14 protein-coding genes and 3 tRNA genes are annotated in these 13,197 nt (G+C 72.1%); 11 read left to right on the top strand and 6 right to left on the bottom strand.

Translation table 11 applies throughout. The features are described 5' to 3' along the window. Positions 1-138: 138 nt before the first annotated feature. The 10 genes from FHU30_RS25500 to FHU30_RS25455 all read left to right on the top strand — a co-directional run bounded on the left by FHU30_RS25500 (position 139) and on the right by FHU30_RS25455 (position 7,711). Positions 139-1,242, top strand: coding sequence for a branched-chain amino acid aminotransferase (locus tag FHU30_RS25500; protein ID WP_253879118.1), 1,104 nt, complete (start codon positions 139-141; stop codon positions 1,240-1,242). 286 nt (positions 1,243-1,528) lie between these two features. Continuing rightward, the gene (gene cimA, locus FHU30_RS25495) at positions 1,529-3,109 is read left to right on the top strand and encodes a citramalate synthase (protein WP_253879117.1); all 1,581 of its coding nucleotides are present in this window, start codon (positions 1,529-1,531) and stop codon (positions 3,107-3,109) included. Positions 3,110-3,159: 50 nt separating this feature from the next. Further along, positions 3,160-3,453, top strand: coding sequence for a GNAT family N-acetyltransferase (locus FHU30_RS25490; RefSeq protein WP_253879116.1), 294 nt, complete (start codon positions 3,160-3,162; stop codon positions 3,451-3,453). A gap of 160 nt (positions 3,454-3,613) precedes the next feature. Then, positions 3,614-3,973, top strand: coding sequence for an SEL1-like repeat protein (locus FHU30_RS25485; protein ID WP_253879115.1), 360 nt, complete (start codon positions 3,614-3,616; stop codon positions 3,971-3,973). A 107-nt stretch (positions 3,974-4,080) separates the two neighbouring features. Continuing rightward, positions 4,081-5,559 carry a cellulose binding domain-containing protein gene (locus FHU30_RS47225; RefSeq protein WP_253879114.1) on the top strand — a complete coding sequence of 493 codons (1,479 nt, stop codon included), beginning with the start codon at positions 4,081-4,083 and terminating at the stop codon, positions 5,557-5,559. Positions 5,560-5,586: 27 nt separating this feature from the next. Then, on the top strand, positions 5,587-6,351 hold the full coding sequence (locus FHU30_RS25475) for a fumarylacetoacetate hydrolase family protein (RefSeq protein ID WP_253879113.1): 765 nt from the start codon (positions 5,587-5,589) through the stop codon (positions 6,349-6,351). A gap of 86 nt (positions 6,352-6,437) precedes the next feature. After that, the gene (locus FHU30_RS25470) at positions 6,438-7,076 is read left to right on the top strand and encodes a DUF2461 domain-containing protein (protein ID WP_253879112.1); all 639 of its coding nucleotides are present in this window, start codon (positions 6,438-6,440) and stop codon (positions 7,074-7,076) included. A 217-nt stretch (positions 7,077-7,293) separates the two neighbouring features. Continuing rightward, positions 7,294-7,365 (top strand) — tRNA-Gln (locus FHU30_RS25465). Positions 7,366-7,406: 41 nt separating this feature from the next. Beyond that, a tRNA-Glu gene (locus FHU30_RS25460) sits at positions 7,407-7,479 on the top strand. Positions 7,480-7,638: 159 nt separating this feature from the next. Beyond that, positions 7,639-7,711: transfer RNA gene (locus FHU30_RS25455), tRNA-Glu, on the top strand. A 108-nt stretch (positions 7,712-7,819) separates the two neighbouring features. Here FHU30_RS25455 and FHU30_RS25450 read toward each other — a convergent pair. Then, on the bottom strand, positions 7,820-8,401 hold the full coding sequence (locus FHU30_RS25450; RefSeq protein WP_253879111.1) for a hypothetical protein: 582 nt from the start codon (positions 8,399-8,401) through the stop codon (positions 7,820-7,822). 190 nt (positions 8,402-8,591) lie between these two features. Between FHU30_RS25450 and FHU30_RS25445 the strand changes: the two genes are divergently transcribed. Then, positions 8,592-9,143 carry a helix-turn-helix domain-containing protein gene (locus tag FHU30_RS25445; RefSeq protein ID WP_253879110.1) on the top strand — a complete coding sequence of 184 codons (552 nt, stop codon included), beginning with the start codon at positions 8,592-8,594 and terminating at the stop codon, positions 9,141-9,143. 21 nt (positions 9,144-9,164) lie between these two features. Here the strand turns inward: FHU30_RS25445 and FHU30_RS25440 are convergent, their stop codons facing one another. From FHU30_RS25440 to FHU30_RS25420, 5 genes are all read right to left on the bottom strand, one after another. Then, complete coding sequence (locus FHU30_RS25440; protein ID WP_253879109.1) at positions 9,165-9,557, bottom strand: NUDIX hydrolase; 393 nt, start codon at positions 9,555-9,557, stop codon at positions 9,165-9,167. Between the two features lie 82 nt (positions 9,558-9,639). After that, on the bottom strand, positions 9,640-10,389 hold the full coding sequence (locus FHU30_RS25435) for an amino acid ABC transporter ATP-binding protein (protein WP_301323630.1): 750 nt from the start codon (positions 10,387-10,389) through the stop codon (positions 9,640-9,642). Beyond that, a complete protein-coding gene (locus FHU30_RS25430; RefSeq protein WP_253879108.1) occupies positions 10,389-11,249 on the bottom strand; it encodes an amino acid ABC transporter permease in 861 nt (286 codons plus the stop codon). Before FHU30_RS25430 ends, FHU30_RS25435 begins: the two co-directional genes overlap by 1 nt. 10 nt (positions 11,250-11,259) lie before the next feature. Next, complete coding sequence (locus tag FHU30_RS25425; protein ID WP_253879107.1) at positions 11,260-12,135, bottom strand: ABC transporter substrate-binding protein; 876 nt, start codon at positions 12,133-12,135, stop codon at positions 11,260-11,262. Positions 12,136-12,223: 88 nt separating this feature from the next. Beyond that, the gene (locus tag FHU30_RS25420; RefSeq protein WP_253879106.1) at positions 12,224-13,033 is read right to left on the bottom strand and encodes an SAM hydrolase/SAM-dependent halogenase family protein; all 810 of its coding nucleotides are present in this window, start codon (positions 13,031-13,033) and stop codon (positions 12,224-12,226) included. Positions 13,034-13,197: the final 164 nt, after the last annotated feature.

Raw genomic sequence — 13,197 nt, 5'->3', positions numbered from 1 at the left:
CGCCGACCGCGGCGCGCCCGGTTTTTCGTCGTGCCCGCCGTGGGTGGAGTGCCTGGTCTGGACGAAGTACGACAATAGGGACTAGGGAAGGTCGGACGGCAACGGAGCCGCCTGGCGATCCGGGAGAGGACACCGACGATGAGCACGACCCTGGACTTCGAGATCACCCGCAACGAGAACCCCGCCACGGCGGAGCAGCGCGCGGGCATCCTGGCCGATCCCGGATGGGGCCAGCACTTCACCGATCACATGATCACCATCCGGTACCGCAAGGACAAGGGCTGGCACGACGCCCGGCTCCAGCCCTACGGCCCGATCAGCCTGGACCCGGCCGCCCAGGTCCTGCACTACGCGCAGGAGCTGTTCGAGGGCCTCAAGGCCTACCGGCAGGCGGACGGCTCGATCGTGACCTTCCGGCCGTACGCCAACGCCGCCCGCATGAACAACTCCGCCCGGCGGATGGCCATGCCGGAGATCCCCGAGCAGCTGTTCGTGGAGGCGCTGGAGCTGCTGGTCTCCACCGACCGCGACTGGGTCCCGACGACCGAGGGGCACAGCCTCTACCTGCGCCCGTTCATGTTCGCCACGACCCGGCTGCTCGGCGTCAACCAGCCGGCGGACGAGTACCTGTTCATGGTCATCGCGTCCCCGTCGGGCAACTACTACGCGCGCGGCATCAAGCCGGTCACCGTCTGGCTGTCGCAGGACTACACCCGCGCCGCGCCCGGCGGCACCGGCGCGGCCAAGACCGGCGGCAACTACGCCGCGTCCTTCGCCGGGCAGGCCCAGGCCGTCGCGCACGGCTGCGACCAGGTCGTCTGGCTGGACGCCGTGGAGCACCGCTGGGTCGAGGAGGTCGGCTCGATGAACCTGATGTTCGTCTACGGCGGCGGCCCGCAGCCGCGCATCCTCACCCCGGCGCTCACCGGCACCCTGCTCCCGGGCATCACCCGCGACTCGATGCTGAAGCTCGCGCCCGACCTCGGCATCCAGGTCGAGGAGGGCAAGATCAACATCGACGAGTGGCAGCACGGCTGCGAGTCCGGCGAGCTGACCGAGGTGTTCGGCTGCGGCACCGCCGCGGTCATCAGCCCGGTCGGCGCGGTCAAGGGCGCCGACCGCGAGTGGAAGATCGGCGACGGCGAGCCCGGCCCGGTCTCCATGCGGCTGCGCGAGGAGCTGATCGGCATCCAGTACGGCCACCGCCCCGACCCGTACGGCTGGGTCCACAAGATCGCCTGACCCCGGACGGCCCTGACCGCGCGGCGAGCCGATCCCGCGCGGCGGGCCCCGCGGCTCCGGCTTGGGGAAGACTTGGCCGACCGTTGTCTCGTCATGTGAGACGGCGGTTGGTCTTTTTGAGACGGCTGTGGCATGCTCAAGCCATCATGCGCCACAGCCTCGTGATTATCGGCTGGCGCGCCGGCAACTGACGGAACACCGCCGGCGCGCAGACCTCTCACGTCCGTGAGGGGTCTTTTCGTTTTCCGGCGCGGGTCCCGCTCATCCCTCGAAGGGCTGACCGCACATGCAGGGCGACGCATTCCACGTGTACGACACCACGCTGCGCGACGGCTCGCAGCAGGAGGGCCTCAACCTCTCCGTGGCCGACAAGCTCGCCGTGGCCCGCCACCTGGACGACCTGGGCGTGGGCTTCATCGAGGGCGGCTGGCCGGGCGCCAACCCCAAGGACACCGAGTTCTTCCGCCGCGCTCAGACCGAGCTCGGACTGAAGAACGCGCAGCTCACCGCGTTCGGCGCGACCCGCCGGGCCGGTGTGAGGGCCGCCGACGACCCCCAGGTGGCCGCCCTGCGCGACTCGGGGGCGCCCGTCGTGACGCTCGTGGCCAAGAGCCACGACCGGCACGTCGAGCTGGCTCTCCGCACGACCCTGGAGGAGAACCTCGCGATGATCCGCGACACGGTCTCCCACCTGCGTGCGGGGGGCCGGCGCGTCTTCCTGGACGCCGAGCACTTCTTCGACGGCTACAAGGCCAACCGCGCGTACGCGCTGGAGGTCGTCCGGACGGCGACCGAGGCCGGGGCCGACGTGGTCGCGCTCTGCGACACCAACGGCGGCATGCTGCCGGACGAGCTGGCCGACGTCGTCCACGACGTGGTCTCGGTCGGCGCGCGCGTCGGGATCCACTGCCACGACGACTCCGGATGCGCCGTCGCCAACTCCCTCGCCGCCGTCCGCGCGGGCGCCACGCACGTGCAGGGCTGCGCGAACGGCTACGGCGAGCGCAGCGGCAACGCGAACCTGTTCACGCTGGTCGGGAACCTCCAGCTCAAGCGCGGGATGCGGCTGGTCTCCGACGAGCAGCTCGCCCGGATGACCCGGATCGCGCACTCGGTCTCCGAGGTCACCAACGTCGCGCCCGCCTCGCAGCAGCCCTACGTCGGGCTGTCGGCGTTCGCGCACAAGGCCGGGCTGCACGCGTCCGCGATCAAGGTGGACCCGGACCTCTACCAGCACATCGACCCGGCCGCCGTCGGCAACGACATGCGGATGCTGGTGTCCAGCATGGCCGGGCGCGCGTCGGTCGAGCTGAAGGGCCGCGAGCTGGGCTACGACCTGTCCGGCGAGCGCGCCGGCGCCGTCGTCGCGAAGGTCAAGGAGCTGGAGTCCACCGGCTACACCTTCGAGGCCGCCGACGCGTCCTTCGAGCTGCTGCTGCGCGAGGAGCTGACCGGCGTCCGGCCGCGCCACTTCGACGTCGAGTCCTGGCGGACGATCGTGGAGCGCCGCCCGGACGGCTCGATGGTCTCCGAGGCCACCGTGAAGATCCACGCCAAGGGCGAGCGGATCATCGCGACCGGCGAGGGCAACGGCCCCGTCAACGCCCTGGACAACGCGCTGCGGCTCGCGCTCGGCCAGCTCTACCCGGAGCTGGCGCGGATGGAGCTGACCGACTACAAGGTCCGCATCCTGGAGGGCACCCACGGCACCGACGCCCGGACGCGCGTCCTCATCGAGTCCAGCGACGGCGAGCGCGAGTGGGGCACGGTCGGCGTCGAGGACAACGTCATCGCCGCGTCCTGGCAGGCGCTGGAGGAGGCCGTCACCTACTGCCTGCTGCACGCCGGCCACGAACCCACCGCCTGAAATTCGGCCGGGCAGGGGAATCCCCTCCCCGTGCGGGGCATTGACCGATCATGAGCAGAAACGTCACCGACGACCGCGACCAGAGCCGCTTCGAGATCACCGTGGACGGCGCCCTGGCCGGGTTCGCCGAGTACGAGCTGCGCGGGGACGGGAAGACGGTCGTCTTCACGCACACCGAGGTCTTCCCGGAGTTCGAGGGGCAGGGCGTCGGCGGCACGCTCGCCCGCGGCGCGCTGGACGACGTCCGCGCGGCCGGGCGCGAGGTCGTCCCGCTCTGCCCCTTCATCCGGTCGTGGATCCAGCGGCATCCGGATTACCAGAATCTTCTCCCTGACCAGGGCTGATGACGGTTCGTGTCAGGTTGAACACTGAGAAATGCCGCTGAACATGGCTAAACCGGTGGCGAAGCGTGGGTCCGGCGGCCACCATGAGTTACCCGCGATCGCGCGCCGCGAGGAACCCGGCGCGCTTTCGCGTTCCTGACAGCCGAGACCCGGAGAGCCCATGCCCGTTCGCACCTGGCGTCCCGCGCCGGCGCCGTCCGCCGGGGACGAGACGTTCGCCGGCGTCGCCTTCGGGCTGGGCGCGACCTTCGAGCAGGACGGCGACCTGGAGCAGGCCGCCGCCTGGTTCCGCCGCGCCGCCGAGGCCGGCTGCCCGGACGCCGCGCTGCGCCTCGGCGACGTCCTCGGCCGCCTCGCCGACGAGCGCCGCGCCGGCGACTCCGCCGAGGACCTGCTCGCCGAGGCCACCCGCTGGCTCAGCGGCGCCCCCGACACGACCAGCCCGGACGCGATCGGCCTGATCACCGACATGCTCAACCGGCACCAGCGCCTCGCCGCCCGCCGCGGCTCGGAGGAGTAGCCCCGGACCGTCCGCCGGATCCGCCCGGAATGACCACCTGCGGACCGAACCTGACCGCCCCGCCGACCGTCGCATCCAGAGAACCGATGCGCTGGAGAGGTGACCAGGTGAGCGGCGACACCCCGGGCTACGTCCCCCCGGACCACACGAACACCGCGGAGTTCGCGATCCCGCACCGGCCCCCCGCCGGCCCCGACGCCACGCGGACCGACACCCCGCCGGACGACACCCCGTCCCCGCCCCCGGTCGACACGATCACCGACCTCCCCGCGGACGACCTCCCGGCCGACGACACGCCGGTCCCGAACCTCCCGGCGGACGATGCGACGGTCACGGATCTCCCAGCCGACGACGCGACCATCACGGACCTCCCGGCGGACGTCGTGACGATCACCGATCTTCCGGCGGACGACGTCACCGACACCGGCCGGCCCGCCGACGAGGTCAGCGATTTGCCCGGCTCCGGCGCGACCGTGACTGACATCCCGATTCAGCGCCAGGAGGCGCGGGCCGACGAGACGCTCCAGGGCGCGCCGCCTCCGGCCACGCTGGTCGAGGCCGTCCCGACGGAGACCGGGCCCTCGGAGCCTGCCCAGGCGCCCGAGGACGAGTGGACGGCCCGCTTCGGCGCGGAGGCCGCGCTCGCCGCCTCGGAGGCGCCTGCCGCCGAAGCGTCGTCTGCCGAACACGGCGTCCAGCCTCCGGCGGAGAAGCCCGCCGAGCGGCTGGTGGCACCGCTGCCCGAGGCGCCGACACCGATGGTGGGAACCCCGTCGCCGACCCCGCCGGTACCTCCGCACACGCCCGCGGGAGCGCCCGCGGCAGCCCCGGCTCCCGCTGCGGCGGCGGGCGTGCCGGTCGGGATGGCGATGGGGGCCGCCGGAGCGAGTACGGCGCCTGGGGGAGTGGGCACGGCGCCCGGCGGGGGCGTCCCACCGCAGCCGGGCGGACGGAACAGAAGGCTGGTGGTACTGGCGGCGATCAGCCTGGGCGTCCTGCTCGTCCTGGTCGGGGTAGCAGCGGCGTTCCTGGTCGGCGGCTCGTCCGGGAAGAAGCCGGCGGCGTCGTCCACGGCAGCCCCAGCCGCCTCCGAGACGGGCAGCGCCGAGCCTTCGAGCACTCCGAGCGGATCGGCGCCGCCGACGACCGAACCGTCCGGGAACGGGCCGTCCGAGCAGCCGACCGCGCCGACCGCCACGCCGTCGCCGGCGCCGTCCGGAAGCGGGACGCCGGGGGCGCTGCCGCCCGGCGTGAGCCCGCAGCCCGGCGCGTTCGGGCCGGTCACCCGCGGCAACGGGATCAGCTTCCAGATCGTCCAGCATGACCAGGGGTACTTCGAGGGCCAGTTCGTGATCACCAACAGCGGGAGCAGGCCGCTCACCGGCTGGAAGATCACCTTCGACACGCCGCGCGCGGACGTGCACGCGATCTGGGGCGCCGCGCTCGTGCACGGCGGCACCCACGTGGAGATCGACGGGCTCGTCCCGATCCCGCCCGGCGGGTCCTGGACGGTCCGGATCGGCGCCACGGGCCAGCCCGCGCAGCCGCAGGGCTGCCTGCTGGCCGGACGGCCGTGCGGATTCTGAGGCCGCGCGGCGATTAGGCTGCTGAACATGCGAATCGCGAGGTTCTCCACCGGCGAAGGCATGTCCTTCGGGGTGGTCGAAGAGAACACCATCGCCGCCATCGCGGCTCATCCGTTCGGTGACCTGACCTTCACCGGGCACCGCTTCCCGCTGGCCGACGTGCGGCTGCTCGCGCCGATCCTGCCCAGCAAGGTCATCGCGATCGGCAAGAACTACGCCGAGCACGCCCGCGAGATGGGCGGCGAGCCGCTCGCCGAGCCGGTGGTCTTCAGCAAGCCGTCCACGGCGGTGATCGGGTCCGGCGAGGCCGTGGCCTACCCGGAGAAGCTGTCCCAGCGCGTGGACTTCGAGGGCGAGCTGGCCGTGGTCATCGGCCGGCTGTGCCGCGAGGTCCCGGCGTCCCGCGCGCAGGACGTCATCCTCGGCTACACCTGCGCGAACGACGTCACCGCCCGCGACCTGCAGAAGCAGGACGGGCAGTGGACGCGGGCCAAGGGGTTCGACACGTTCTGCCCGCTCGGCCCGTGGATCGAGACCGAGCTCGACCCGTCCGACCTCGCGATCACCACCCGGCTGAACGGCGAGGTCAAGCAGCAGGCGCGCACGTCGCAGCTGATGCACGGCATCCCGGAGCTGGTCGAGTACGTGACGCAGGTCATGACGCTGCTGCCGGGCGACGTGATCCTCACCGGCACCCCGGCAGGTGTCGGGCCGATGGAGATCGGGGACGAGGTCGGCGTCGAGATCGAGGGCATCGGCACCCTCACCAACCGCGTGGTCGCGCGCGACTGACCGCGTCCGCGCGGAGCGGTCGAAGCCGTCGCACGGCGTCCCTAGGCTCTGTCCAGGGACGCCGTGCGCGTATCCAAGGAGGATCAATGAGTTTCGACGGGTTCGGCGACGAGGCGTTCGCCTTCTACGAGGGCCTCTCCGCCGACAACAGCAGGGACTACTGGACCGCGAACAAGGACCGCTACGAACGGCACGTCCGGGAGCCGATGCTCGCCCTGGTCGCCGAGCTGGAGGACGAGTTCGGCGAGTCCAAGGTGTTCAGGCCGCACCGGGACGTCCGCTTCAGCAAGGACAAGACGCCCTACAAGGACCACCAGGGCGCGCTCGCGTCCGGCGGCTCCCTCTACGTCCAGATCGACGCGGACGGCATGATGGTCGCGGGCGGCATGTACTCCATGGACGGCGAGCGCCTGAAGCGCTACCGCGCGGCCGTGCACGCCCCCGCGTCCGGCAAGGCCCTCGAAGCCCTGGTGGACGAGCTGCGCGACGCCGGCCTGGAGGTCGCGGGCGCGACCCTCAAGACCCGCCCGCGCGGCTTCGACGCCGACCACCCGCGCATCGAGCTGCTCCGCCACACCGGCCTCTACGTCCGCCGGGGCTGGCCCTCGGACCCGTGGATGGCCACCCCCGAGGTCGTCGACCGCGTCCGCGAGTCCTGGCGCCTCATGCGCCCGCTCGGCGACTGGGCCGACACCTACGTCGGCCCGCCCGGCTTCAGCCGCTAGCCCCCGCCCGCCCCTCGCCGCCGACCCGCGACAGCGCTCCGCCCGCCGACCGAGACCGCCGGTCGGACGGGCGATTCCGGACACCGCCGGACCGCCGGAAGGTGCTGCTCGGACGCCTCCGCTATTCGTTTTGGCACTCGTCCGGCAGTCCTGTATTCTTCTCAAGGCGCGAGCGGAACGGAAGGCCCGGAAGGGCCCAAGGGAAAGCTCACGGCACTGGGGTATGGTGTAATCGGCAGCACGACTGATTCTGGTTCAGTTAGTCTAGGTTCGAGTCCTGGTACCCCAGCTGATCCCGGTCCCGCGGAAGCGGGGACCGGTGTCGCGCAGGCCCCCGTCGTCTAGTGGCCTAGGACGCCGCCCTCTCAAGGCGGTAACGGCGGTTCGAATCCGCTCGGGGGTACGCACTCAGCAGGTGAGAGCCCTGATCGCCGCACACGCGGTCGGGGCTTCGATCGTGTCAGGGGAGCGGATCGGTGCAAACCGGTCGGCGAGCCGGGCGCGATCCGCTAAGCTGGGCGAGGCCGAGCGGGAGACCGCGAAGGCACGAGGCAAGATCCAGGCCCCCGTCGTCTAGTGGCCTAGGACGCCGCCCTCTCAAGGCGGTAACGGCGGTTCGAATCCGCTCGGGGGTACGCGCGAAGAACGAGGCCCCGGTCATCACGACCGGGGCCTCGTTCGTTTTTCACTGATCATTGATCGCGCATTTTCGGCAGCGTGCCGCCGGGATTCAGCGGGGCGATTCAGAGCCAGCCGGTGCGTTCGGTGGAGGCGTGGGCGCGGAGGGCCGCGAGGGCCTCGGCGGAGGTCAGCGGGCGGACGTGCCGGGGGCCGGACGCGGTGGTGACCGTGCCGGCGGCGTCGACCGAGCAGGTGCGGCCGTGCGGCCAGACGCCGAACATGATCCCCACGGGACGGTTCGAGGAGCCGCGGCGGACCAGCGGGAGGACGACGTCGTCGTCCTGGCCGGGTGTGGAGATCCAGAAGGTGGTCGGCATGCCGCGGCCGCGGGTCGGGCTGAGGTCGGGGTTGGCGCGCTCGGCGTCGCTGAGGAGCATCTCCAGCTCCAGGTGCTCGATCGCGTCCTCCAGCAGGTCGCACACGTGCAGCTCGGGCGCGAGGGCCGAGCGCAGCGGTTCGTCGAACGCCGTGCCGAAGACTCGGGCGACCTCCGTCCGCGCGAGGACGACCCGGGCGCGCGGGCCCCGCTGGGTGAGCAGCTCGGTGATGACGGCCCGGACGAAGCCGTCCGCGCCGTCCCCGACCAGTCCCACGCCGCACGGGCGCGCCAGCTCCGCGGCCAGCGCCGTGGCGGATCTCCCCACAGGCGGTCACCTCCCCCCGGACGACCTGCTCGGCACGATGTAAGCAGCCGGACGGCGGCCGGGCGGGGAGATCGCCCGGCGGGTCGCGTTCCGTGATCATCTCGATACGCGACGCGACCGGATATGTGTCCTTGCTGACGAACGGCGCTCGGGTCAACTAAAGTCGTTGCCTGAGCGAAGGGGATGGTGCATGGAGAACACCGGGAACGAGCCGGACGCGCCGGACGGGCGGCCCCTCGGAGTGCCGCCGGTCCAGCCGGTGGACAAGCCGCCTACGCCGGGCGCGATGCTCGCCGACAAGGTCGAGTGGCTGATCCAGAACATGTGGCCGCAGGACGCGCCCGCGCCGCGCAACAACGTGGAGACCGCAAGCGCCATCGCGCACGCGACGGGCGAGGACATCTCGTCCACCACGGTCTGGAAGCTGCGCACCGGCCGCCAGGACAACCCGCAGCTGCGCACGCTGACCGCGCTGGCCACGTTCTTCGGCGTCCCGATCGGCTACTTCGGCTTCGCGTCGGAGGCCGGGCCGATCGACGACGACCTCACCTTCAAGGCGCTGCGCCGCGAGGTGGAGGAGGGCGTGGTCCGCACCGACGTGCTGCGCGCCCTGGTCGACCTGTCCCCGCAGTCCCGCTGGCTGGTGGACGAGATGATCCTCGCCGCCGCCCGCGCGGACGCCGAGCGCGCCGCCGCGGCCCGCCGCGCCGTCGCGCCCGCCCCGGCCGAAGAGTCCGCCTGACCCGGTTTCAGAACACCGCGTTCAGAGGAGGCCGTGCTCGGCTGCGAGGTCGAGCGCGGCCGCGGACGCCGGGGCGAGCAGCGCGCGCTCGTCGCGGCCGACGAAGCGGAACTCGTCCACCTCGCCCGTCGCGGCGATCTCGCCGCCGTACCCGGCGGTGAAGCAGGCCATCCGGACGTGCGAGTGGCGCGGCTGGTCGTGCGCGGGGGCGCGGACGACGCCCAGCTCGCGGAAGGACGCCGCGTCCAGGGTCAGCCCCAGCTCTTCGCGGACCTCGCGCGCGACGGCCGTCCAGTCGTCCTCGCCGGGCTCGCGCTTGCCGCCGGGAAGGTAGAGCAGGTCGCGGCCGCGCGACCGGACGGCCAGCATCCGGCCGTCCGCGATGTGCACCCAGGCGACAACGTCGAGATCCATATCCGGATTCTCCCAGCCCACGCCAGGCCCCCGATCCATGGCGGGCACCCAGCCCATGCCGGGCACCCAGTCCAAGGCGGGGTCAGAGGCGGCGGGACGCGAGGACGCGGCGGAGGAACTCGCGGGTGCGCGGCTCCTGCGGCTCGGTGAAGATCTGCTCGGCCGGGCCGCGCTCCAGCAGGACGCCGTCGCTCAGGAAGCAGACCGTGTCGGCGATGTCCCGCGCGAACCCCATCTCGTGGGTCGCCAGGACCATCGTCATGCCCTGCTCCTTGAGCTCCCGGATGATCCCCATGACCTCGGTGACCAGCTCGGGGTCGAGCGCGGAGGTCACCTCGTCCAGCAGCAGCACGCTCGGGTCGCCGGCCATCGCGCGGATGATCGCGACGCGCTGCTGCTGCCCGCCGGACAGCCGGTCGGGGTACTCGCCCGCCTTGTCCGCCAGCCCGAACCGGGTCAGCAGCTCGCGGGCCCGCTCCTCGGCCTCCCGCCTGCCCTGCTTGTGCACGCGGACGGGCGCGAGGGTGATGTTGTCCAGCACGGTCATGTGCGGGAACAGGTTGTACGACTGGAAGACCATGCCGATCTTCTTGCGCACCTCGTCCGGGTCGGTGCCGGGCGCGGTGATCTCGTCGCCGTCGAGCGTGACCGCGCCGTCGTCCACGTCCTCCAGCAGGTTCAGGCAGCGCAGCAGCGTGGACTTGCCGGACCCGGACGCCCCGATCAGGCACACCACCTCGTGCGGAGCGACGTCCAGGTCGATGCCGCGCAGCACCGGATGGCCGTGGTAGGTCTTCCAGAGGCCCTCGACCTCCAGCAGCGGACGGCTCATCACTTGCCTCCCGGGGCGCGGCGGCGCTCGGCGCGGGCCGCGAGGTGGTCGGTGAACCGGGCCATCGGCACCGTGAGCGCGACGAACAGCACCGCGGCGGCGAGGTAGGGCGTGTAGTTGAAGGTGTCCGAGGAGTGGATCTGCGCCTGCCGCAGCGCCTCGACCACGCCGAGCGTCCCGACCAGCGCGGTGTCCTTCTGCAGGGACGCGAAGTCGTTCAGCAGCGGCGGGACGACCCGCCGCACGGCCTGCGGCAGGACGACGAACCGCAGCGCCTGCGCCTGGGACAGCCCGAGCGACCGGGCCGCCGACCGCTGGCTCGGATGGATCGAGTCGATCCCGGCCCGGAACACCTCCGCGACGTACGCGCCGTAGGACAGCACGAGCGCGCCGCCGCCGAGCACGGCCGCGTCCGTCGGGACGCCCTGGAGCCCCAGCGCGGGCAGCCCGAACCCGATCATGAAGACGAGCAGGATCGTCGGGATGCCGCGGAACACGTCGGTGTAGAGCACCGCGAGCGCGCGCAGCGGGAAGAACAGCGGGTTGCGCAGCCCGCGCGCGAGCGCGACGAGCAGCCCGATCACCAGGATCACCGGCTCGGCGAGCAGGAAGATCCGGACGTTCATCCAGAAGCCGCTCAGCACGTCCGGGAACGCGGCCTTCAGCTCGCCCCAGTTGAAGAACTTGTCCTGGACGCTCGGCCAGCCGGGCGAGGCGACGACGCCGCCCACCACGACCGCCAGGAAGACGATCGTGGAGGCGGCGGCGAGCGAGCCGTTGCGGATCCCGGCGCGGCGGTGGGCGCGCTCGCGGGCGAGCTGCCGCTCGCTCTTCACCCAGGTCTCGGGGGTGGCGGTCACCGGGGCGTCCCTACTTGAGGACCGGCGCGCCCGCGGCCGAGGTCAGCCACTGCTGCTGGAGCTTGGCCAGGTCCCCGGACGACTTGAGCTGCCCGATCGCCTGGTTCAGGCAGCCGGCGAGGCTGTTGCCCTGCTGGAGCAGCAGGCCGAAGTGCTCGTTGTTGCCCGAGCTCTGCGGCAGCTGACCCGCGATCTTCGAGCCCTCGACCTGCGCGGCGGTCACGTAGAACGCGGTCGGCAGGTCGACGACGATCGCGTCCACCTGCTTGTTCTTCAGCGCGTTCACCGCGTCGATCTGGTTGTTGAACACCTTCGGCTGGCTGCCCGGCTTGATCTGGTCGCGGACGGCCGCCAGCGCGGTCGTGCCGACCTGCACCGCGATCTTCGCGTCCTTCAGCTGGGCGACCTGCGTGACGTCGGCGAACTTGCCGTCCTTCATGGTCACCACGCCCTGCTGGACGTCGTAGTACCCGTCGGAGAACGTCACGGCCTTCTCGCGGGCCGGGGTCACCGAGATCTGGTTGATGTCGAAGTCGAACTTCTTGGGGCCCGGCGCGTAGGACGAGTCGAACGACTCGGTCACCCACTTGACCTCGGTCTTGGCGAAGCCGAGCTTGCCCGCGACCGCGTACGCCACGGCGCTTTCGTAGCCCTGCCCGTTGGTCGGGTCGTCCTTCTTGAACCAGGGCTCGAAGGCGGGCTTGTCGGTCGCGACCGTGAGCTGGCCGGGCTTGACGAGCTTGAGCTTGTCCTTGGTGCAGGACGCCGCCGGCACCGGGGACTTCCCGGCGGACGAGTCGTCCTTCTTCTGTGGCGCGCACGCGGACGCGGCGAGGGTGAGCGCGGCCAGCCCGGCGAGGGCGGTCAGCAGGGGACGGCGGGCCAAGGCGGGCCTCCAGCGATGCGACGGGATCGGAGTGGCGGTGGAACCGGGAGCGGCGGGGTCTGCGGGGTCCTCGGGTGGCGCGGGTGCGTCAGGCTCGGGTGATCGTCAGGGCCATGCCGTCGGCGAGGCCGAAGCGTTCGGCCGCCGAACCCTGGTTGACGGCGAGGCCGAGCCGCCCGGACGAGTCGACCCACACCAGGGACTCGCCGACGGCGACCTTGCCGAAGGTCTCCTCGAACGGTACGCGCGCCCGGCCGCCGTCCCAAGCCAGTTCGAGGCCGGTGCCGAACGGCAGTTCACCGAGCGCGCCGGTGAGGTCGGCGGGCTCGGCGCCGAGGACGAGGCTGCCGAACTGGTCGGTGTAGAGGACGGACGCGGTGAGCGAGCCGTCCGCGACGACGGGGGCGGGCAGGTCGAGCGGGAGCAGGGCGTCCGCGGCGGCGCCCAGCTCGGCGATCGGGACGCCCGTGAGGAGGTGTCCGGCGGCGGGCGCGAAGATGTCCCGGCCGTGGAAGGTGGTGGAGACCGCGGGCTGCCGGTAGGCGGGGTTCTCCAGGTAGTGCGCGGCGGTCACGCCGCCGAGCGCCTCGGCGGCGGGGACCAGCAGGCCGTTGTCCGGGCCGACCAGCACGTCGCCGCGTCCGGTGGCGACCGCGACCGGACGGCGCGGGGTGCCGACGCCCGGGTCGATGATCCCGACGTGCACGCCGACCGGCAGGTAGGGCAGCGCCTGCCGGAGCAGCATCGCGCCCTCGACGATCCGGTACGGGGTGACCTCGTCGCTCAGCACGAGCACGTTGGCTTCGGGGGCGATCGCGTACATCACACCCGCGCAGGTGCCGCTGTAGGCGGCGCCGAAGTCGGTGGTGAGGCTGGCGAACGGGCGGGTTTCGGGCACGGGCGGACCTATCACGAGCTGCGGTGATCACGGAAAGTGATGCCTGAGCGTACCAAGCCGCCCCGCATTCCACACAATCGCGGTGGGGTATCCCGCGCCGGTCCGCCCCCTGTCGTGCGGCGTCCGCTCGGGCGCGCGCGGACCGGGCGGGCGGGACGTATGCT

Source organism: Actinomadura rupiterrae (assembly GCF_024172125.1).
Classification (GTDB): Bacteria; Actinomycetota; Actinomycetes; order Streptosporangiales; family Streptosporangiaceae; genus Spirillospora; species Spirillospora rupiterrae.
Note: the sequence above shows the minus strand (reverse complement) of the source record. Positions and strands in the feature narration are given on the sequence as shown.

Bases quoted from the DNA above. Each gene is read 5' to 3' on its own strand.
- FHU30_RS25440 (WP_253879109.1), bottom strand. From the start codon at position 9,557: ATGGATCTCGACGTTGTCGCCTGGGTGCACATCGCGGACGGCCGGATG.
- FHU30_RS25475 (WP_253879113.1), top strand. From the start codon at position 5,587: ATGCGAATCGCGAGGTTCTCCACCGGCGAAGGCATGTCCTTCGGGGTG.
- cimA (WP_253879117.1), top strand. From the start codon at position 1,529: ATGCAGGGCGACGCATTCCACGTGTACGACACCACGCTGCGCGACGGC.
- FHU30_RS25500 (WP_253879118.1), top strand. From the start codon at position 139: ATGAGCACGACCCTGGACTTCGAGATCACCCGCAACGAGAACCCCGCC.
- FHU30_RS25490 (WP_253879116.1), top strand. From the start codon at position 3,160: ATGAGCAGAAACGTCACCGACGACCGCGACCAGAGCCGCTTCGAGATC.
- FHU30_RS25485 (WP_253879115.1), top strand. From the start codon at position 3,614: ATGCCCGTTCGCACCTGGCGTCCCGCGCCGGCGCCGTCCGCCGGGGAC.
- FHU30_RS25470 (WP_253879112.1), top strand. From the start codon at position 6,438: ATGAGTTTCGACGGGTTCGGCGACGAGGCGTTCGCCTTCTACGAGGGC.
- FHU30_RS25445 (WP_253879110.1), top strand. From the start codon at position 8,592: ATGGAGAACACCGGGAACGAGCCGGACGCGCCGGACGGGCGGCCCCTC.
- FHU30_RS25435 (WP_301323630.1), bottom strand. From the start codon at position 10,389: ATGAGCCGTCCGCTGCTGGAGGTCGAGGGCCTCTGGAAGACCTACCAC.